This is a genomic window from Bacteroides faecis (assembly GCF_020091505.1).
Lineage (GTDB): Bacteria > Bacteroidota > Bacteroidia > Bacteroidales > Bacteroidaceae > Bacteroides > Bacteroides faecis.
On sequence record NZ_CP081916.1, the window covers coordinates 4,445,847 to 4,468,680 of the forward strand.

Genomic DNA, 22,834 nt, shown 5'->3' on the forward strand with positions numbered 1-22,834 from the left:
AACTAGAATGTTAGTTTGACATTAAATCCGAGACTTCTCAAACTAGGTTGTTGAAAATAGTCAACCCCCTGATAGAAATTACTAGTGACAGAAGATGTACTTTCCGGATCATAAGGTGCTTTACAATAAATCATCCATAAATTCTTTCCTGTAAGCCCCAGTGTCATATTTACATGATTTTTGAACCATGTTTTAGGAAGTTGGTAGCTCAAGCTCAGTTCAGAAAGGCGAATATTCGTTGCACTATATGTATAATAAGTACCAACAGCGGTAGTTACTTTACTATAATATTCCTCAGCATCCACTTTACTGTCTCCAACCCATACACCGCCTGCCTGACGAGCAACTGCAGAACTTTCAGATACACCATATTTATCAATCATGGCTTGTGTATCCGATACAACTAATCCTCCAAAACGCCCGGTGAATGCAAATCCAAGATTCCATCCCTTCCAAGCAACACTACCATTCCATCCCAAATAATATTTAGGAAGAATAGAGCCAACCTTGCGGTATTCCGTATTTTCAATAGCCAAACTTCCATTAGAGGGGTCTTTCCAAATATATCCATTAGGAGACTGACGCAAACGCTGATTGATATAAATATCTCCCATTGATCCGTTTTCATAGAGTCTTAAAGTCGGACCACCACTAGTTCCCAATGTTCCTTTTGAGTAATACTCCATTTCGATAGCTTCGCCGGTTTCCGGATTGATGGCACCATTCGCTAAACTAACGATCTTGTTTTGATTAAGAGTGTAAGTGAAATTTGTAGATACCTTCACTTTATCAAATGTATCAGAATATCCTAAAGCCAGCTCAATACCTTGATTTTGAATATTGCCAGTCTGCACAATATTATTCTTATATCCGGATGAAGCCGATGCATCAACATAGAATGTCTGATTGAAGGTATTAGAACGATAGAAGGTCATATCTAAATTAATACGGTTGCCAAGGAATTTAGCATTGACACCTAGTTCCCATGACTTTGTATTTTCTGGTTTCAGATTAGTATTATAATGACTTGCAGGATATTCATATGTATTTGTTTGCTCATTATAAGTATATTGCATTTGGGTAAGGTATCGATTAGGGGAAGAAGCGACCTCCGCCCACGAACCACGAACTTTCAAATAAGAAATAGCTTTTGGTAGCTTTACAGCTTCACTAACAAGCCATGACAGACCAACAGACGGATAAAAGTAGGAACCTTTGCTGGTAAAAGCTAATTGAGATGCCCAGTCATTACGCCCGGTGACAGTCAAATACAATTGATGATTCCATCCTAATTCTACACTTGCAAAAACACTCTGTACTTGATCATGCCATTTTGATTCATTACGCTTGGAAGTATTGACATTGATATTGCCATAATGGAAGAAATTAGGAATTTGCTCCAATCCTCCCTTTAGATACATAGCATCTTCCTGAATATCATTAATAGAAGCACCAACAGTTGCATTCAATGAAAGTTTGTCATCAAAGAAATTCTTATTTATGCTAGCCATTACATCAGCATAAACAGACCGATCATTTTGTTTAGTATGTCCATAATAACCTTTAGAACTACTTTCTGTAAAAGTACCTCGTGTACTAGCATAATACTTTTCATAACTATCGCTATCTGAATTATCCACACGTACTCGCCCTGTTACATTCACCCAATCTGTTATATCCCATTTCAGACTAGCATTAAACATATAACGACGTTTAGAAAGCTCATTCTGCATCCGATTCATAATCCAATATGGGTTTTGCATATCCAAATCAGTACCAAATATAGATTCCGGCCAATATTGTACCATAAGGTTTCGAGCCTCACTATAGCGTTCATACATCTGTACTTCCTGAAAGTTTTCACCTCGTGGGAAAAGATAAAGAGATACCAAGGGATTAAAATATTGTCCACTACCTACCATATTCTTATTATTTTGAATAATATATTGAGCTCCCAAATCAAGACTCAACTTATTATCACAGAATTTAGCGGTATTACGAATAGAGAAATTATAGCGGTTATAAGCATTATTAGGTAAGATACCTGTAGAGTTTGTAGTAGAGACAGATGCGTAAGTTTGATTTTGTTCAGTACCGGTGGTCAACGTGAAACCATTCATCTCCGTCATTCCCGTATTGAAGAAGTCAGATGGATCAAAGTTGCTAGGAGTATCCATCAAGCTCCCCCAACTGCCTAACTCTCCTTCACGATTACCATAAATATTCTGAAACTTCGGCATCATCATCGGAGATGAAAAACTTGTACTATTACTATAAGAAATTTGCACTTTTCCTACAGTACCTTTTTTAGTAGTAATAAGAATAACTCCATTAGAAGCATCCGAACCATACAAGGCTGCAGCGGAAGGTCCTGTTAAAATTGTCATGCTCTCAATATCTTCAGGATTAATATCAGCTACGCTATTAGATCCTGGCTGTTTGTTCATCGTACCTCCAGCATTATCTCCTGAATTTACATTAAACATTGGAATACCATCAATAACATAAAGTGCATTATCATTTTTCTCCAAAGACTTTGTACCACGCATAACTACACGAGCCGCAGCCCCAGCACCGGCTGAAGAAGCATTTATTGTTACGCCAGCTACTTTTCCTGATAAAGCATTAATAAAGTTAGCATCCTTTATATTAGTCAATTCATCTCCCTTTACTTGCTGTACATTATAACTCAACGCTTTTTGTTCACGTTTGATACCCAACGCAGTAACTACTACTTCTTCTAATGTCTGAGTATCTTCTCCCATCACAACCTTTAGGGGTTGGGCGTTGGCAAGCGTGATTGATTGGGAGTAATGAATTTATAGCTCTTTTCATATTTCTTTATGTTCTATTTTTAAGAATAGCCAAGTGGTCAAAGTCTATGAAATCTAATAAATAGCAAAAAAAATGTATAATTTATTGCGAGATTATGCGATGTATTTGCATAAAATAATCGCTTAGTGCATAAAAATGTCATCTTCCATTCCATGAAAGAGCTTTAAAACATATGAACGAGCCAGTCGTTGGTTTAAAAGGAACGGCATTTTGGTTTTAAAGGAAACATCAATTCCTTTAAAACCAAGATAAATATGAGTACTTTGAAAGAACTTTTTCTCTATTTGGTTTATTTTTTCGTCTGATTCTGAAATGACAATATGATTCTACATATTGTTATTTATATTATAATGTCTGTGTTTTGCACGATTTAATAACCATATAATTATTAATAACGTTTATTTAAATCATGCCGTTGAAAATAAATTGAGAATACAAGCTTTATTTCTAATTCTTATATAGTTTAATGTAATATATTACATTATAGGTACATTAAATATGCATTTTTTTAAGAATGTGCTGATTTTACTGATTTCATGTTTTCTATTGTTTATAAAATGCGACATTACAAGATATGATTAGCCGTATGGCTAATCATATCTTGTAATGATATTAGACACAATGAGATTTTTCTATAATTCATCATATTATCGTATATTCATTTATTTTATGCCTATGCAATAAACACAAAAAGTAGCGTTGTGCATACAATTTGCATGCACCATTCAAATTTACATTTTATGATCGAAATTAGTCAGTAGTCGGGCATTTCTAATCCTCTCTTCCTTTTCAAAACATGCTAAATAATTCTCAGTAACAGCTAAATTGGAGTGACCAAGACTTTCGGAAATATAAGAGGTTTTGGCTCCACCACGTTTTAATACTGTCGCAAATGAATGTCTTGCTGTATAAGTGGTCAACTGAGCAATACCTGTACCTTGGGCTATTTTCTTTAACTTTCTATTACATTTAGTAACGATACGACGCACTAATCTGATCTTTTCAAAAGCATCTTCATCCCCTTTGGCATATTTGAAAATGTAGGTCTGCGGACTTACATTGGGGTTTCCCCACTTATGAATGATATCCCACATCTCAGGAGTTATAGTAGCACGTATTTCTTTACTATGTTTAGTTGTCCTGGATGTTTTGGAACGTATAAAACAAATTTCTCCATCTACAATATTTGAGTACTGGAGAAATAACAGATCCATAAAATTAATTCCATTACATAAATAAGAGAAGAACCATAAATCACGAAATTCCTCTAATTCATTGGTAGAATCTTGGAAAGACATGACTCTCTTTATCTCAGGGAGAGTGAGAGCTAGTTTTCGACCATGTCCTTCTGGTATTTCATATTTATTCTTTCCAAAAGGAAATGATGATTCTTTCAATATTCCATCTCGTACAGCACGGTTTAATATGCACTTTAAGGTTCGAAAATAAATACTCACGCTTGAATAGCTTTTACCGTTAGAAATCCAAAAACGTTCACAGTGCTTCAGCCACTCCACTGTTATTCTGTCTAATGGAATATTGGTACCACCAAAACTTTCTAAACTCTTCAAGGCACTTCGATAATTAAAAAATGTACTTGCCTGCTCATTATCCTCTAATTCCTTCATCTTTAATTCGAAAGCTGTACGCAAATTAATTTCTTTCGTATGCCTTCCAAGTCTAATACTTAATATTTCAAAACTAAATTCTCCTTTTTGGATAAGTTCGCTGACTTGTTGTTTTATAATAGAAAAACTACTTTCTATATCAGCTCTTACCTCCATTAATAACTGACTTTTTGCCTTTAACAATCTATCCCAGTCTTCTTTTGACAATTCTTTCCCCGTAGAATAATATTTCTGTTTTCTCCGAAATACTACCTGAACTTTAACTGGAAATAATCCATTAATTTTAGCTCTTCTGATGTCTAATATGGTCAATACAGAAACTCCATCTTTTGAATATTTGAACATAAAATGATGCTTTATATCTATCTGTTATTTGAATATATGCAAATTGCATGCAAATGTAATAAATTGAATAGTTTTTCAGAATTACTTAATGCTCTATTTATCAAATGATTATGTACTTATTTTTCAAAAAAAATGCTTAGCCTAACCATTTTTTACGAAAAAAAATCTTATTTTCGTTTAGTATGGTTGCAGTATTAAATGTATTACTAATGAATAAGCGCTTATGAAAAATCATTTTTAGTGTAACCTTTAAATTTATAAATATGAGAAACAGAGATACATAGATCCTTTGTATGAGTGGCGGTTATATTTATTATCCGCACATGTTTGTTAACTACCTAAAAACTATTTCTAATTAAAAAGAATAAGATGAAAGAAATTATAAAACACAAGTTTCCATACTTGTTATTTTTCCTTTTATTGTTTTCGAGTTTTGCCTCAGCTTATGGGCAGGAACGAATGATTACCCTTAATCTATCGAAGGTACCTCTAAATACTGCATTGAAAGAGATAGAGAAACAAACTTCAATGTCAGTAGTATACAACACAAATGACGTCGATATTAATCGTGTCATATCTATTAAAGTTTCTAAAGAGTCGCTGACTAATGTTATGGGTCAGTTGTTTAAAGGAACAAATATCAGTTATTCAATAGTCGATAAACATATTGTACTTTCTACTAAGAAAGAAGTAGAACAACAGAAAAAAACACCAATCGTTGCAACAGGAACAGTAACAGATGCACAAGGTGAACCTTTGATTGGAGTTAGTATTCTAGTGAAAGGAACCGCTACTGGTGCAATTACTGATATGGATGGAAATTTCAAAATACAAGCAGCCAAAGGTGATGTATTAGAAATCTCCTATATCGGTTATGCCTCCCAAGCAATCACGTTGACCAATGCCCAGCCATTGAAAATAACAATGGGGGAAGATACACAAAAATTGGATGAAGTTGTTGTTACTGCTTTGGGTATCAAACGTTCTGAAAAAGCACTTAGCTATAATGTGCAGAAAGTTAACAATGATGCTTTAACTTCCGTAAAGGATGCTAACTTCGTCAATAGTCTAAACGGAAAAGTGGCTGGTGTGAATATACAACGCAGTGCTTCCGGTGTAGGAGGTAGTACTCGTGTTACAATGCGTGGTAACAAATCTATTAGCGGAGATAACAATGTTCTATATGTAGTTGATGGTGTACCAATTGGTAATCAAGCTGACAGAACTGGCGACGGAACAGGATTCGGAAGCGGCAGAACTTCAGGTGAAGGTATCGCCAATTTCAATCCGGATGATATTGAAAGTGTGTCAGTATTGACTGGACCGTCTGCTGCAGCATTGTATGGAGCAAGTGCAGCAAATGGAGTAATCTTAATCAATACGAAGAAAGGCGAAGCTGGAAAAATGCGTATAGATGTATCTTCTTCAGTAGAGTTTATGACACCGCTCACAATGCCTAAATTCCAAAATAGATATGGAATATCAGGAAACTATTATTCGTGGGGAGATAAACTGGAAAATCAATCATCGTATGATCCTAAAGACTTCTTTGAATTAGGGGCAACCTTTAATAATTCATTTAATCTTTCAACCGGAAACGATAAGAATCAGACTTATTTTTCGATTGCTGCTGTAAATTCTGATGGTATTGTCCCCAATAACAAGTACCACCGTTACAATGTGACATTGAGAAATACTGCTAAATTCTTGAATGATAAGCTGACATTAGATGCATCTGCAAGTTATATACGTGAGTATTATAACAATATGATTTCTTATGGAACTTATTTTAATCCAATTGTTGGCGCATATTTATATCCGCGCGGTGAAGATTTTGAGAAAGAGAAGTATTTTGAACGCTATAATAGTGAACTCGGATATTCTCAACAGCAATGGAGTCCCGGAGATTTTGGTATGGATATACAAAATCCATATTGGATTGCCTATCGTAACATTCGTCCGGAAGTAAAAGACCGTTATATGTTATATGCCTCTTTAAAGTACGATATTACCAACTATTTGAATGTGGCAGGTCGTGTACGTTTAGATAATACCTATACTGAAAAGGAAGATAAACGTTATGCATCTACCATAAACACATATGCTAGTACAAACGGACGCTATACATACTCTAACGAGACGTTTCGACAGAAATATGCAGATATAATGGTAAACTTCGATGAACAGTTTGCTGAAATCTATCATGCTACGATCAATGCAGGAACTTCTTTCGAAGAATATGATACAAAAGGACGTGGATATGGAGGACAGTTACTATTAGTACCGAATAAATTTGTATATAGCAATATAGACCCGACGCAGAGCACCGCAAGTCAAACCGGTGGAGACAGTCGCAGGAGAAATTTTGCTGTATTTGCTTCTGCTGAGGTATCATGGAATTCGGCCTTATACCTAACCTTGACAGGGAGAGCCGATAAGCCTTCTCAATTGGTAAACAGTGATGATCCGTGGATTTTCTATCCTTCAGTTGGTTTGTCTGCCATCATTACTGAACTGTTACCCAATAATATTAAAGAAAAATTAGAGCCAACTTTAGGTTTCCTGAAAGTCAGAGCTTCATATACAGAGGTAGGTTCGCCGATCCCTTATACAGGATTAACTCCCGGAACACTCACTCACGAACTTGAAGGAGGAACCTTTAAACCTTTTAAATATTATCCGATTTCCAATCTGAAAGCTGAAAGAACTCGTTCTTATGAAGTAGGTCTTGATTCCAAATGGTTTAATAATACAATAACTTTCGGAGTTACGTATTATCATTCAAATACATATAATCAGTTACTGAAAGCTACATTGGGTAGTAATTTTGAATATATGTTTGTACAAGCTGGTAATGTCCAGAATAGAGGACTTGAATTAAGTTTAGGATTTGACAAGAAATTTGGTAATTTTAATTATAGTACAACGTTCACTGCAACGACAAATAAAAATAAAATTATCCAATTGGCACGCGATGTCTTGAATCCGGTAACAAATACCTTGATAGATTTAACGGATATTCAGGTTGGGCGTTTCCGTTTGAGAGAAGGAGGAGAAATTGGTACTGTATATGCAAATGAATGGCTAAAAAGAGATGGTGATAATTATGTAGACTATCAGCCAGGTCAAGCATTAACTACAGAAACCACCACACCCTACAAGCTAGGTAGCGTGAATCCTAAATGGAATTTGGGATGGCAGCATGGATTTAGTTACAAAGGATTTAATCTTAACTTGTTGTTCACAGCTCGTATTGGAGGAATCGTAATATCTAAAACACAAGCTATGTTAGACAGATATGGAGTATCTGAAGCATCAGCAGATGCACGTGATGCAGGTGGTGTATCATTAGGATATTTCAAAGTTGATCCAAAAACTTATTATGATGCAGTTTCTAATTTGGATGCCTACTATACATACTCAGCAACTAATGTGAGATTGCAGGAAGCCAGACTAACTTATACTTTCCCCAATAAATGGTTTAAAGGAACTGTTAATAATTTGAGCTTGTCAGTATACGGTACTAATTTATGGATGATATACAATAAGGCCCCTTATGATCCTGAACTAACAGCTTCCACTGGTACTTTTGGTCAAGGATACGATTATTTTATGTTACCCAGCCAGTCTACTTATGGATTGAGTTTGAAATTTGGATTCTAAAATAAATAAAGGAATTGAATATGAAAAAATATATAATTCTGCTTTTGGCACTTTGTTCTATGTCAGCTTGTGATTATGAAGCTGTCAATACCAATCCTTACGGTGTCTCCGATGGGGAATTAGGTCCTCTTAAATATGGTGCCCGTTTCATGAATATGCAGCAAAGAGTGATCCCTATAGGTTCACCTAGTTTGACAACTGGACCTGGAAATGATTTACAAAATACTGATTTGATATCTTCCGGTAACTATATTGGTTATTTTGGCAATAATAATAATTGGGGATTTAATAATGAGGCTAATTGGAATTTTACAGATAGTAGAATGAATTATGCATATCAGAACTTTTACTCGCAAATCTTTTTGCCCTGGAATGAAATATATGAAATCGCTAAAGATTCGGATTCCCCATCAGAACAAGCTATATTGGAGATTGCTAATATTGTCAGAAATATAGCATGGTTGCGAGCTACAGACGTTTTTGGTCCTATTGCTTATAACTCAGCAGGTGATGGAAGTATTGCGCCAAAATTCGACAGCCAGGAAGTTGTTTACAGAAGCATGCTGGCTGATTTGTCAAAATCAGTAGAATTGCTGAACACAATATCTTATAGTGTGATGGGCCAGTACGATTTGATATACAATGGCAATGTTCAAAACTGGGTAAAACTGGCTAACTCATTAATGTTGAGAATAGCTGTCAGAGTACATTTTATAGATGAGACTTTGGCTAAAGAATATATTACGAAAGCATTAGATCCTAAAAATGGCGGTGTTATCGAAGATATTTCAAGTGAAGCAAAGATCAAAAGTTCTGACAAAATGCCATTGCTGAATTCAATGTTAGCATCTGTCAATGAATATAACGAAACAAGAATGGGCGCCACTATTTGGGGATATTTGGACGGATATAAAGACCCTAGGTTAAGTGCATATTTTACTGAAGGAACATATGGATCTGGCAGTTGGGCGCAAACAGGTTATTTTCCGGTTGCACCGACGAATAGTAAATCTAAATCGGAAACCTCATATTCTGCAAAATTTGCATCGCGTCCGAAAGTAGACTCCAATTCTCCTTTATATTGGTTCAGAGCATCCGAAACTTATTTTCTGAAAGCAGAAGCTGCTCTCTACAATTTGATAGGTGGTGACCCCAGAACGTTCTATGAACAAGGAATAAATATTTCATTTCAAGAGCAAGGAGTCAGTGGAGTTGCCACATACCTGTCAGGAACAGGTAAACCAACCGGACTCACTGGTAGTAATTACAAATATGGCACTTATAACCATGATTTAAGCATTGGAAATACTTCACCCAAATGGGATGATTACACAGGAAATTTGAGTAAGCAAGAAGAACAGTTACAGAAAATTATTACGCAAAAATATCTGGCACTATATCCGAACGCTGTGGAAGCTTGGACCGAATATCGCAGAACCGGTTTCCCATATTTAATGAAACCTATGGATGAAGCTGCTCCTGGAAGAATTGGCGCCTCAATAGAAGATTGCAGAGTTCCTGAACGCTTTAGATTTGCTCCTACAGCCTATAATTCCAATCCTAATATGGCTGAAATTCCAACATTGCTGGGAGGTGGAGATATAGGAGCTACTAAATTATGGTGGGTACGTTCAAACAGGCCCAAACAACCTAATCAGTAATAATGATATTCATTTTTAAGAAAAGAAAATTATGAAATTATTAAAGTATTTGTGTATAGGTATATCTGCCTTAAGTATACTAAGCTGTTCTGACTGGACATCTGAAGAAAGAGAGGTTTTTGAGAATCAAGAAGGAATGCACCGTCTGATTCCCCTAATAGAAGCCCAAACCGAAGAAGATCTTACACCGACCATGCGTGAATATTTCGCTCAAATAAGAGAATATAGAAAAACTCCTCATGTGAAAGGCTTTGGTTGGTTTGGTAACTGGACTGGAAAAGGAAACAACGCTCAAAATTATTTGAAGATGTTACCCGATAGTGTAGATTTTGTATCTCTTTGGGGAACAAGAGGTTACCTTTCTGATGAACAGAAAGCAGATTTGAAATTCTTCCAAGAAGTAAAAGGAGGAAAGGCATTATTATGTTGGATTATTCAAGATTTGGGAGATCAGTTGACTCCTAAAGGATTGAATGCAACGCAATATTGGGTAGAAGAAAAGGGACAAGGAAACTTCATTGAAGGAGTAAAAGCATATGCAAATGCTATTTGTGATAGTATTGAAAAGTACAATCTTGATGGTTTTGATATTGACTACGAACCTGGATATGGACATTCCGGAACTTTAGCAAACTACCAGACAATCAGTCCTAGCGGCAATAATAAGATGCAGGTTTTCATTGAAACTTTAAGTGCCCGTCTACGTCCTGCTGGAAGAATGTTAGTTATGGATGGTCAGCCGGATCTCTTATCTACAGAAACTTCAAAATTGGTTGATCATTATATCTATCAAGCATATTGGGAATCAAGTACTAGTTCTGTAATTTATAAAATAAATAAACCGAATCTGGACGATTGGGAGCGTAAAACAATTATTACCGTAGAATTTGAACAAGGGTGGAAAACTGGTGGTATAACTTATTATACAAGTGTGCGTCCTGAATTGAACAGTATGGAAGGGAATCAGATTCTTGACTATGCAACACTCGATTTGCCCAGTGGTAAGAGAATAGGTGGTATAGGTACTTATCATATGGAGTATGACTACCCGAATGACCCTCCTTACAAATGGTTGAGAAAAGCCTTGTATTTTGGTAATCAGGTATATCCTGGTAAGTTCGATTAATATTAAAGAATGACTATTATGAAAAAGAATATTTATTTAGCTGTTCTGTTATTCTTAACAGGTTGTCAAAATGAGTTATATAAAAATCCTTTGGATGATTTTCAAAGTGAGCAAGGAGTATATATAGCTAATAACGGCGTATTACAAAGCTTTGTGGAAGAAGGCAAAGATGTGGAAATTAAAGGGTTGCAAGTAGCTTTAGCTGTTCAAGATACTAAAGAAATAAAAGTTACATTGGAGGCTGGTAATCAAGCTCAGTTAGATGCTTATAATGCTAAAAATGGAACTAACTATATAGTACTTCCTAAAGAGATGTATGAGATCTCACAGAAAATAACATTTATGCCTCTTTATGCAATGATGGATGTTCCTATTTCTTTGAAGAATGTAAAATTCTCACTAGAAGGTAACTATGCTTTGCCTATACGTATTACAGGAGGTGACGTGAATATTATCAGAGGGCAAGAAGAGACTTTACTTGTACTTGAGCAAAGAGTGAATACAAAAGCGCTCCGGATAAGTACAAGTGGAAGTGGTTCGGGGAGCGAGGATGATAAAATGTTCCCTAACGATTTCAAAGTTGATCAATGGACAATGGAAGTTATGGTCAATAGGGCTAGTTACAAAAGTAACAATCGTTCTATTTGTGGAACTAAATTGGTTGCCAATGCTGGTCCTATGGATGAGATTTATACTCGTTTCGGTGATGTAACTATTAACCCTAATCAATTACAAATTAAGACGGGAAGCTCTCAGATTGATGTTCCCGCTGACAAATTCTCTGCACAGCCTGACACTTGGTATATGTTAGCTTTCGTATATGATGGTCAAAAGAATTATGTATACGTGAACGGAGTGCTGGTTGCTGACCGGGAAATCAGAACAGGTCCTTATGGATTGATTGGCTTTTGGATTGGTGGTTCAAACGAGCTGATTCGTGAGGTTCGTTTTTGGAAAACGGCCAGAACTTCGCAAGAGATAGCTTCGAATATATGGAAGATGGTAAATCCTGACGATGACAATTTACTGCTTTATTATCCATTGAATGGGAAGAAGAGGGATAGTGCTACCGGAGAAATTACAGAGGATGAGACTCTGCTTTGGGACTGGAGTAAGAATGGTAAGAATTTACCCAAGCCATCAAGTTATTCTTTTGATGATAACAAAGGGAACGGGTTTATATTCCCACCGCAAGAATAGCAACAAACTACAATAAATTGTACATATAGAAAAGGCTGCCTTTGGAATGAGGCAGCCTTTGTTTTTACTATACATTGTAAATAATAACAACATAAATAAAGAGACAGAACTATCCACTCAACAATTCATATATTTACACAAATATATGAATTATCAAATACAAATATTAATGGTTATATTTAGTATGAGATGTTCTTCTCTCATACTACTCCGCATATCTCCCAATCAATCACATTAGCTAATACACAACCACTAAAAATAGTGATGGGAGAAGATACTCAAACATTAGAAGAAGTAGTTGTAACCGCATTGGGTATTAAGCGTGAACAGAAAGCGTTGAGTTATAATGTACAGCAAGTAAAGGGAGAAACTTTAACAGCGGTGAAAGATGCCAACTTTATCAATTCGCTTGCAGGTAAAGTAGCCGGTGTGCAGATAAGCAGCGGTGCTACAGGTGCCGGTGGTGCTACACGTGTTATAATGCGTGGTATGAAGTCATTGACCAAGAATAACAATGCTTTATATGTGATTGACGGTGTACCTATGTTTAACACTGGTTCAAGTGGTGGTGACGGTCAGTACGGATCAATGGGTGGTTCTGATGCAGTAGCAGACTTAAACCCGGACGATATAGAAAGTATAAGTATGATGACCGGACCGTCAGCTGCTGCCCTTTATGGCTCTGCCGCAGCCAATGGAGTAGTCCTGGTTAACACAAAGAAAGGGAAAAAAGAAAAGATATCACTTACTGTTTCCAATAGTACGACCTTCTCCAAGGCATATATTATGCCTGAGATGCAGAACAGATACGGAACAAGTTCAGGCTTGTTCAGCTGGGGAGATCTGACAGATAAAAGATATGATCCGAAAGACTTCTTCAATACCGGTAGTAATATCATAAACTCCATTACATTATCGACAGGAAGCGATAAAAATCAGACTTACTTCTCAGCTTCTACGACAAATTCAGATGGTATTTTGCCCAATAACAGCTACAACCGCTATAACTTTACCGCACGTAATACTACTAACTTCCTGAATGATAAGTTGACACTGGATATCGGTGCACAATACATCATACAGAATAATACCAACATGGTATCTCAGGGACAATACTACAACCCCCTACCCGCTTTGTATCTATTTCCACGCGGAGATAATTTTGATGAAATTCGTCTGTACGAACGTTACGATACAAATTACGGATTCATGAAACAATACTGGCCTTATGGCGACGGTGGATTGTCATTGCAGAATCCATACTGGACTCAAAACCGTATCAGACGTACCTCTGACAAAAAGCGTTATATGTTGAATGCCTCCCTAAAATGGAAAATTACAGACTGGTTAAATATCACCGGACGCGTAAATCTGGATAATTCGGACTATCGTAACAAAACAGAGAAATATGCTTCAACGCTTGCTACTTTCTGTTCTGTTAACGGTGGCTTTGAAGATGCTATGCGCCAGGAACGTTCTTTATATACTGACGTACTGGCTACTGTTGATAAAACATTCGGAGATTTCCGTCTAAATACCAATATCGGTATGTCACTTTATCACACTTCCATGCAGACAATCGGCTTTGCAGGTGACCTGATAATCCCTAACTTCTTTGCACTGAATAATATTAATTACGCTGCAAACTATAAACCACTACCGGACGGATACGATGACGAAGTACAAAGTATATTCGCTAATGTCGAATTAGGATGGAGAAGTCAACTTTACCTCACGTTGACCGGACGTAATGATTGGGATTCCAAACTGGCTTTCTCCAATCAGTCTTCATACTTCTACCCATCTGTCGGCTTATCGGCTGTACTGACAGAAATGTTTGCTCTGCCTAAAATCATATCTTATGCAAAAGTACGTGGGTCTTACACTGTTGTAGCCTCTTCTTTCGACCGTTACCTGACTAACCCGGGATATGAATACAACAGCCAGACTCATAACTGGGCAAACCCGACAGTTTATCCAATGAATAATCTGAAACCTGAAAAGACCAAATCATGGGAAATCGGTTTGAATTTAAAATTTTGGGAAAATCGCTTTAATCTGGACGCAACCTATTATCGTTCCAATACTTTGAACCAAACATTTAAAGTAGATATTCCTTCTTCCTCCGGATATAATAAGGCTATTGTACAAACTGGTAACGTACAAAATCAGGGAATTGAGCTGGCACTTGGCTTTACTGACGAATGGGGAGGATTCAGATGGGCCTCAAATGCTACATTCACCCTAAACCGTAATAAAGTGAAACGTCTGGCAGGTGGTAGCACCAATCCCGTAACAGGCGAACTGATTGACATGCCGAACATGCCTGTAGGATGGCTCGGTAAAGAGAATGTGGCTCCCCGGGTGATCTTAACAGAAGGAGGTACAATGACTGATATCTATGTATACAATGAATTGACCAAAGATAATAACGGAAACATAAAAGTAGATTCTCAAACCGGAGGACTTAGCATGCATACAGCAGAGACTCCTACCAAAGTCGGAAACTTGAATGCCAACTATAATTTAGGATGGACAAACAATTTCACATATAAAGGTATCAATCTGGGAGTCGTTCTTTCCGCACGTGTAGGTGGGTTGGCATATTCAGCCACACAAGGTGTTCTTGACTACTATGGTGTATCAAGTATTACAGCCAATGCGCGTGACAATAAAGGTGTACCAATGAATAACGGAAAAGTCGATACACAGAAATACTTTCAGACTATCGGTACCGGTGAAGGTGGTTATGGAAGATATTATTTATACAGTGCTACCAATGTCCGCCTCCAGGAACTTAGCCTTAGTTATACACTTCCCAAGAAATGGCTGAACAATGTCGCCAACGTGACTTTCGGTCTTGTGGGACGTAACCTGTGGATGATCTATTGTAAAGCACCGTTTGACCCAGAGTTGTCAGCTTCTACGTCAAGTAATTACTATATGAATGTGGATTACTTTATGCAACCGAGCATGCGCAATATAGGATTTAATGTGAAAGTACAATTCTAAATTAATGAGAAAATTATTATGAAGAAATATCTAAGAAATATAACAGTCGGTACTGCTTTGGCATTAGTTGCCGGGAGTTGTACTGGTAATTTTGAAGAATACAACACCAATCAATTCCAGATTCATGAAGCTGATCCTTCTACTTTGATGAAGTCAATGATTGAGACGATTGTAAACATTCAGCAGAATGACTCACAGATGATGGATCAGATGGTAGGTCAACTAGGAGGCTATCTGACATGTGCGAATGTATGGAGTGGTACTAATTTCGGCACATTCAATCAAAGCGATGCCTGGAATGCAGGTCCCTGGAATACCAATTTCGAGAAAATATACGGTAATTTCTTTCAGATACAGGAAGCAACCAATGAAAGCGGTCATTATTATGCTTTTGCACGTATGATACGGGCCATAACTATGTTGCGTGTTGCCGATTGTTACGGTCCGATGCCTTACAGCCAAGTGAAAAAAGGTAACTTCTATGTAGCTTATGACACAGAAGAACAAGTCTACAAGAATATAATGGAAGACTTTGCAAGTGCTGCAAACGTACTCTACAACTATTATAAAGACACTAATGGTAATGCCCCTCTCGCCAGCAACGACCCCGTATTCAGCGGCAATTATGCCAATTGGGCAAGATTAGCAAATTCTATGCGACTGAGAGTTGCTATCCGCATTAGCACAGCATATCCGGAGATGGCAAAAGAGAACGCAGAAGCTGCTGTAGCTCATGAAGCCGGGTTGATTGAAGCGAATAATGACAATGCTATGATGGATTGCGGCTCACAGACAAACCCATACCAATTGGCTGCTGTAAGTTGGGGTGATTTGCGTGTTAACGCTAATATCGTTGATTACATGAATGGCTACAACGATCCACGTATGTCTAAGTATTTTAATCATTCAACTTTCACTGGTCATACTCAGGAATATGTGGGTATGCGTTCCGGAGAAGATGGTTTTGCCAAAAGTGACGTTGCAGGTTATTCTATACCGGCTATTGCAGGTACTTCCAAGCTACTGGTATTCTGCGCTGCCGAAACTGCATTCCTTCGTGCAGAAGGCAAATTAAAGAACTGGTCTGTAGGCAGCAAATCAGCTAAAGAGTACTATGAAGAAGGAATCAAACTCTCCATGGAACAATACGGAACAACGATGCCTGACAACTATCTGACCAATACGGAAAAACCGGTTGTATCACATAATAATGATCCCAGAGGTCATGCATACACCATCTCCAACACAGTTGCTGTTGCCTGGAATGACAATGAAGAAGAAAATCTTCAACGTATCATTACTCAGAAATGGATAGCCAACTATCCATTGGGACTAGAAGCATGGGCTGAATACCGCCGCACCGGTTATCCAGAGCTCTATCCTTGCATCGATAATCTGTCTCCATCCGGAGTAGATAGCAAACGAGGTATGCGTCGCCTGAGATTCCCTTATACGGAAGTACAGAACAATCATAATAACTACCAGCAAGGTGTCTCGTATCTGAGAAATGGTGGTCCGGACAATGAAGCCACAGATTTGTCATGGGGAAAAACAAATTAATATAACCTCCTAACTAAAGTTAATATGAAAAAGAATTATTTACTATATTTTTTATTGTTAGCATTGAGCACCCCGATATGGGTGAGTTGTAATGACTGGACAGAATCAGAAGCGAAAGATTACTTCGAAGGTCCCTCTGAAGAATATTATGCAGCCTTGCGTGCATATAAAAAGTCTGATCATCCAAAAGCTTTCGGATGGTTCGGCAACTGGACAGGCGAAGGTGCTTCATTGGTTAATAGCATGGCGGGAATACCTGATAGCGTAGACGTTGTATCTATTTGGGGAAACTGGTCGAATATCACAGAAGCACAAAAGAAAGACCTTCAATTCTGCCAGCAGGTAAAAGGAACTCGTTTCACTATGTGCTTTATTATCACTTCCGTAGGTACACAGATCACTCCGCAACATATATATGACAATTGGGAATCAATGGGATTTGCCAGTCAACAGGAGGCTGTGAATGACTTCTGGGGGTGGCCTTCCGATGAGTCCAATAAAGAGGCAGTTGAAGCATCCATCCGCAAATATGCGAGTGCAATTGCTGATACAATCAATAAATATGGATATGACGGTTTTGACATTGACTACGAACCCAATTATGGTAATTCGGGTAACATTGTAGACGATGATGACAGAATGTTCATATTTGTAGACGAACTTGGCAAATACTTCGGTCCTAAATCCGGAACCGGCAAGTTATTGATCATCGACGGCGAACCACAAAGTATAAAGAACAGACCCGATGTAGGTCCTTACTTTGATTACTTTATCATTCAGGCCTATAAACCCGGTAATGACAACAACCTGGACAAACGACTGATTGATGGCGGTGTGGCAGGTCCGGGACTTGTTCAGACCTACGGCAGTGTAATGTCCGAAGAACAAATCACAAAAATGACCATCATGACCGAAAACTTTGAAGCCGTAGATGCTGCAATGGATGGTGGATATCCTTATATCGACCGTTATGGTAACAGCATGAAATCCTTGGAAGGAATGGCACGCTGGCAACCGAAAAACGGTTTCCGTAAAGGCGGAGTAGGAAGCTATCATATGGAAGCGGAGTATCCGACAAACCCGGAATACAAGAATCTACGCAAAGCTATTCAAATTATGAATCCTTCTACCAAACCGTTAATTAAATATTAATTCACTATGAAACAGATTAAGAACATAAGAAACTTCTTGCTGATATCGCTTATTGCAGGCGGTACATGGATTGGCTGTGATGATGCGAATTATAGCACATTGGATACACATGTCTTTTTCGAAGAAGCTTTAACTGCATCAAGCACTAAAGTGACTGTCATGGGCAGCGGTGAAACTAATGTGACTCTGAATGCTCATATCAGCAATACACAACAAAAAGATAACAGCTACAGCCTGACAATAGATCAGGCGGCTCTTGACGCATACAACAAAGCTAATGGTACCAACTATATCGCATTGCCGGAAACTCATTACACCCTTCCGGACAATATAACGATAAAGGCAGGTGCCTATAACGCAGATCCCATTTCCATACACATTAAAGCATTCTCTGAAGAGATGAACGCATCCGGCGAATCATATGCTTTACCTGTGCGTTTGGTAGCTAAACAGGGCAGCATTGACGTAATGCCCGTTACCGGCAGTCTGGTGATTCTGGCCAATAGCATAATGGAATTCTCTGCTCCACAGTTTGTCGGAAGCACAGAACTCGTAGCCAAGAAATTCTCAGAAGCTCCCGAAACTTACAATGAATTTACTGTCGAAGTACGTTTCCAGGTCAGCAATACCGCCAATCGTAACCGTGCAGTATTCAGCACATCCGGTAGCGACGGTAAGAGCTTGTTATTACGTTTCGAAGACCCGCAAAGCGATAATAATGACCACAAGGCTCACTCATTGGTTCAGATTCAGACTCACGAAACCTATCTGAATCCGACCTACTCTTTCGAACCTAATAAGTGGCAACACCTTGCTGTGACATACAATGGTTCCAAATATCGTATCTACATTAACGGTAAAGACGGAGGCTCAAAAGACGTTGCCGGCGGACCTTGTATATTTGGTAGTATGAGTTGGTTTAGTGGCGGTAGCTGGTGGAGCGGATGTAAGATATTGGTGAGCGAAGCTCGTATTTGGTCCGTATGCCGGTCGGAAATTCAGATTCAGAATAACATGACTATCACAAGCCCGAAATCTCCGGGATTAGAAGCTTATTGGAGATTCAATGAAGGTAAAGGTAATGTATTTGAAGATGCTACCGGCAAAGGACATACTATTACCACAACAGTCACTCCAGTGTGGATAGATAAGATTCTGTCTACGGATGAAGCTACTCCATGGAAATAAAATTAATATAATTACTATGAATAAAGTATTTCAATCTATAATCATTGCGCTCATGAGTGCAATGATTCCCTTCTTCTCATCTTGCAGTGATGATGATTCGGTTAATGAATGGGATATGAGTTACGTTTCTTTATTACCGGCAGATTATTTGCAGCCGACTCCTTCATTCACACTGAAACATGTTGAAGAAGAAGGTATTGAAGGCAGTGTTGAGTTTCAGTTTATGGCTACAACACAAAAAGCCATTGCTCAGGATATAAATGTGCGCTACAGTGTTACTTGTGATGGAATTGATGCAGACAAGATCAATCTGAGTGATAAAAATCTAGTGATAAAAGGTGGTTCTACAGCCTCAGAGCCGATTACCTTAAGTATTACAGACTGGAAGTATCTGGAAAGCACCAAAGAAGCCCTTGACTATACGTTGAAAATCAAGATCACAGATATTGAGTCTACATCGTCGGAAGTCGCAAATGCAGCATATTATCAGGAAATCATCCTGAAAATCTCTAAAACTGCAGAAAAGAAAAAAGAAAGTGTATTGCTGACCAATGCCAAAGACTGGATATTCACCTTTATGGAAGGAGTAGAAAATGCAGAATCAAACTCCGTTGCAGGAACAGGAAGCAATGACGTTGCCACGAATGGAGTACCTTTTTGGCTGACAGTTGACTTTAAAGAAGTAAAAACAGTCACAGGTATTCAAACTACCCATTGGGGAGCCGGATATGCTCCTTCAAAAGTGGAAATATTCTCCTCTGAAAATGGAGACAAGTGGACGTCTATCGGACAATGGGACACGAAAGGAAGAAACCAAACCATCACTTTTGATGAACGGATTAAGACACGTTACCTGAAATATCAGATGGTTACTGTTCCCAGCCGTGTAGATATCACAAAATTCTATATCTATGCATGGGAATAAACATGTGGAATAAGTTTTCCATCAATTAAAAAACAGACAAGAGCAAACTTACAAGGAAAATGTATAAGTTTGCTCTTGTTTTATATAGAGCTAAAATCAACCTTTGACAAACATAAATTAGATAAAATGAGAAAACATCATCTATTAGGAGCTATTCTTTTATGCGGTGGGTTATTTTCCTGTTCTTCAGAAGTCATCCAACAGGCAAATTATGAAATCATTCCTCTGCCCCAGGAAATCAAAATCAGTACTGGTAATTTTGTACTGAACGACCGGACTTCTATTGTTTATCCGAAAGGCAACGATGAAATGCAGCAAAATGCCAACCTACTGGCGACATACATTCGTCAGATGTCCGGCAAAAAGCTGAAAGTTATCGATGAACAGATTACATCGAACGTTATTACATTAACAACGGGACTGAATACAGACAATGCTGAAGCATACCAGTTGAAAGTAACTCCGGATAATATAATTATTAGGGGAGCCTCAGAAGCTGGTACTTTTTATGGTATACAGACATTACGAAAGTCACTTCCGGCAACAAACAAAGGAGATATAAGCCTTCCTGGTGTCGAAATTAACGACTATCCACGTTTCTCCTATCGCGGAGTACATTTAGACGTTTCACGCCACTTCTTCCCTATCGACTCCATTAAACGTTTCATTGATATGATGGCCTTACATAATATCAATCGTCTGCACTGGCATCTGACAGATGATCAGGGATGGAGAATCGAAATAAAAAAACGTCCGGAACTCACGACTATAGGTTCCAAACGTTCAGCAACAGTCATCGGGCACAATTCCGGAGAATACGACGACGTTCCCTATAGTGGATTTTACACACAAGACGAAGCCAAAGATATTGTAAGATATGCCCAAGAACGCCATATCACGGTAATACCGGAAATAGATCTTCCGGGACACATGCAAGCCGCACTTGCTGCTTATCCCGAATTGGGTTGTACAGGCGGTCCTTATGAAGTATGGAAAATGTGGGGAGTATCGGAGGACGTGTTATGTGCGGGAAATGACAAGACTCTGCTATTTATAGAAGACGTTTTAAGTGAAATGGTAGATATCTTCCCTTCCGAATATATTCACGTTGGCGGAGATGAATGCCCGAAGATACGCTGGGAAAAGTGTCCAAAATGTCAGGCACGTATCAAAGAACTAAGATTGAAAGCCGATAAAAATCATACAGCCGAACAGAAACTACAGAGTTACATCATCAATTATGCGGAGCAGTTCCTTAACGGTAAAGGACGTCGGATCATCGGCTGGGAAGAGATACTGGAGGGAGGATTGGCACCTAATGCCACTGTCATGTCATGGAGAGGTATAGAAGGAGGAATTGAAGCTGTAAAACACAAACACGACGCGATCATGACTCCCAGTTTATTCCTGTACTTCGACTACTATCAGACCATGGATACAGACAATGAACCACCTGCCATTGGCGGATATGTACCTTTGGAAAAAGTATATAGCTACAAACCGGTACCTCAGACACTCACTTCCGAAGAAGCAAAATACATCGTAGGAGTACAAGCCAATTTATGGACGGAATATATTCCTACTTACAGCCAAGTAGAATATATGGAATTACCCCGTATGGCTGCATTATCAGAAGTACAATGGACTATGCCGGAGAAGAAAGACTATGCAGATTTCCTGAAACGATTGCCCGGACTGATTACCATCTATGATCTGAACTACTATAATTATGCCAAACATATTTTTCAAGTAAAATCCCAATACATTCCTGACACAAAAGCCAATATACTGAATGTGGTCCTATCTACTATTGATAATGCTCCGATTTATTATACCCTCGATGGCAATGAGCCTACTGCCGGTTCCAACGTATATACAGATACGTTGAGAATTAATCAAAGCTGCACATTGAAAGCAATCACCATCCGTCCAAACGGTACAAGTACAGTGTTGAAAGAGGAAGTTAAATTCAATAAAGCTACTATGAAGCCAGTAACGATGCTACAGCCCATCAATGAAAAGTATAAATTCGAAGGAAAAAACACACTAATTGACGGGTTGGCAGGCAGCAGAAATTATCGTACCGGACGATGGATTGCATTCTATCAGAATGACCTTGAAGCAGTAATTGATTTACAGCAGGAGACTCCGATAAGCAAAGCATGGGTACGCACTTATGCCGAAATAGGAGAAGAAATTCTCGATTTGCGCGAACTTTCCGTAGCCATATCAAACGATGGGAAAGGATACAAAGAAATAAAATCTGAAGTTTACCCTGTTGCCAGTAAGGAAGATAGAAATGGTATTTATACCCATGAACTATCTTTTGATACAGTGCAGGCACATTATGTGAAAATAATAGCCCGACCGGAATATGACATACCGACATGGCACTGGGGAAAAGGAAGACCCGCATTTATATTCGTAGATGAAATAGGGTTGGAATAAAACCTAAGAAAAGAGTTGCTGTTAAAGGATCTCCGATAAGTTCAAATAAAAAAGGTATGCCATTCAGCGACATACCTTTTTTAAACATTCT

12 protein-coding genes are annotated in these 22,834 nt (G+C 38.2%); 10 read left to right on the forward strand and 2 right to left on the reverse strand.

What is annotated here, in order from left to right:
* Window positions 1-2 precede the first annotated feature (2 nt).
* On the reverse strand, window positions 3-2,819 hold the full coding sequence (locus K6V30_RS17435) for a SusC/RagA family TonB-linked outer membrane protein (protein ID WP_224207323.1): 2,817 nt from the start codon (window positions 2,817-2,819) through the stop codon (window positions 3-5).
* 747 nt (window positions 2,820-3,566) lie between these two features.
* Window positions 3,567-4,808 carry a site-specific integrase gene (locus K6V30_RS17440; RefSeq protein WP_055270711.1) on the reverse strand — a complete coding sequence of 414 codons (1,242 nt, stop codon included), beginning with the start codon at window positions 4,806-4,808 and terminating at the stop codon, window positions 3,567-3,569.
* A gap of 369 nt (window positions 4,809-5,177) precedes the next feature.
* Here K6V30_RS17440 and K6V30_RS17445 point away from each other — a divergent pair, with 369 nt between their 5' ends.
* The 10 genes from K6V30_RS17445 (at window position 5,178) to K6V30_RS17490 (ending at window position 22,743) form a co-directional block, all read left to right on the forward strand.
* Window positions 5,178-8,471 (forward strand): SusC/RagA family TonB-linked outer membrane protein, encoded by a 3,294-nt coding sequence (locus K6V30_RS17445; RefSeq protein WP_070612909.1) that lies wholly within the window; start codon window positions 5,178-5,180, stop codon window positions 8,469-8,471.
* 20 nt (window positions 8,472-8,491) lie between these two features.
* The gene (locus K6V30_RS17450) at window positions 8,492-10,132 is read left to right on the forward strand and encodes a SusD/RagB family nutrient-binding outer membrane lipoprotein (RefSeq protein ID WP_010537893.1); all 1,641 of its coding nucleotides are present in this window, start codon (window positions 8,492-8,494) and stop codon (window positions 10,130-10,132) included.
* 31 nt (window positions 10,133-10,163) lie between these two features.
* Complete coding sequence (locus K6V30_RS17455) at window positions 10,164-11,258, forward strand: endo-beta-N-acetylglucosaminidase family protein (protein WP_008761680.1); 1,095 nt, start codon at window positions 10,164-10,166, stop codon at window positions 11,256-11,258.
* Window positions 11,259-11,276: 18 nt separating this feature from the next.
* On the forward strand, window positions 11,277-12,458 hold the full coding sequence (locus K6V30_RS17460) for a DUF1735 and LamG domain-containing protein (RefSeq protein ID WP_008761679.1): 1,182 nt from the start codon (window positions 11,277-11,279) through the stop codon (window positions 12,456-12,458).
* Window positions 12,459-12,647: 189 nt separating this feature from the next.
* The gene (locus tag K6V30_RS17465; protein ID WP_081030912.1) at window positions 12,648-15,470 is read left to right on the forward strand and encodes a SusC/RagA family TonB-linked outer membrane protein; all 2,823 of its coding nucleotides are present in this window, start codon (window positions 12,648-12,650) and stop codon (window positions 15,468-15,470) included.
* A gap of 18 nt (window positions 15,471-15,488) precedes the next feature.
* Window positions 15,489-17,030 (forward strand): SusD/RagB family nutrient-binding outer membrane lipoprotein, encoded by a 1,542-nt coding sequence (locus tag K6V30_RS17470; RefSeq protein WP_010537891.1) that lies wholly within the window; start codon window positions 15,489-15,491, stop codon window positions 17,028-17,030.
* Window positions 17,031-17,054: 24 nt separating this feature from the next.
* Window positions 17,055-18,182 (forward strand): glycoside hydrolase family 18, encoded by a 1,128-nt coding sequence (locus K6V30_RS17475; protein WP_022301083.1) that lies wholly within the window; start codon window positions 17,055-17,057, stop codon window positions 18,180-18,182.
* A gap of 6 nt (window positions 18,183-18,188) precedes the next feature.
* Window positions 18,189-19,370 carry a DUF1735 and LamG domain-containing protein gene (locus K6V30_RS17480; RefSeq protein WP_010537889.1) on the forward strand — a complete coding sequence of 394 codons (1,182 nt, stop codon included), beginning with the start codon at window positions 18,189-18,191 and terminating at the stop codon, window positions 19,368-19,370.
* Window positions 19,371-19,386: 16 nt separating this feature from the next.
* Window positions 19,387-20,295, forward strand: coding sequence for a DUF4999 domain-containing protein (locus K6V30_RS17485; RefSeq protein WP_055270703.1), 909 nt, complete (start codon window positions 19,387-19,389; stop codon window positions 20,293-20,295).
* A 126-nt stretch (window positions 20,296-20,421) separates the two neighbouring features.
* Window positions 20,422-22,743 (forward strand): glycoside hydrolase family 20 protein, encoded by a 2,322-nt coding sequence (locus tag K6V30_RS17490; protein WP_055270701.1) that lies wholly within the window; start codon window positions 20,422-20,424, stop codon window positions 22,741-22,743.
* Window positions 22,744-22,834: the final 91 nt, after the last annotated feature.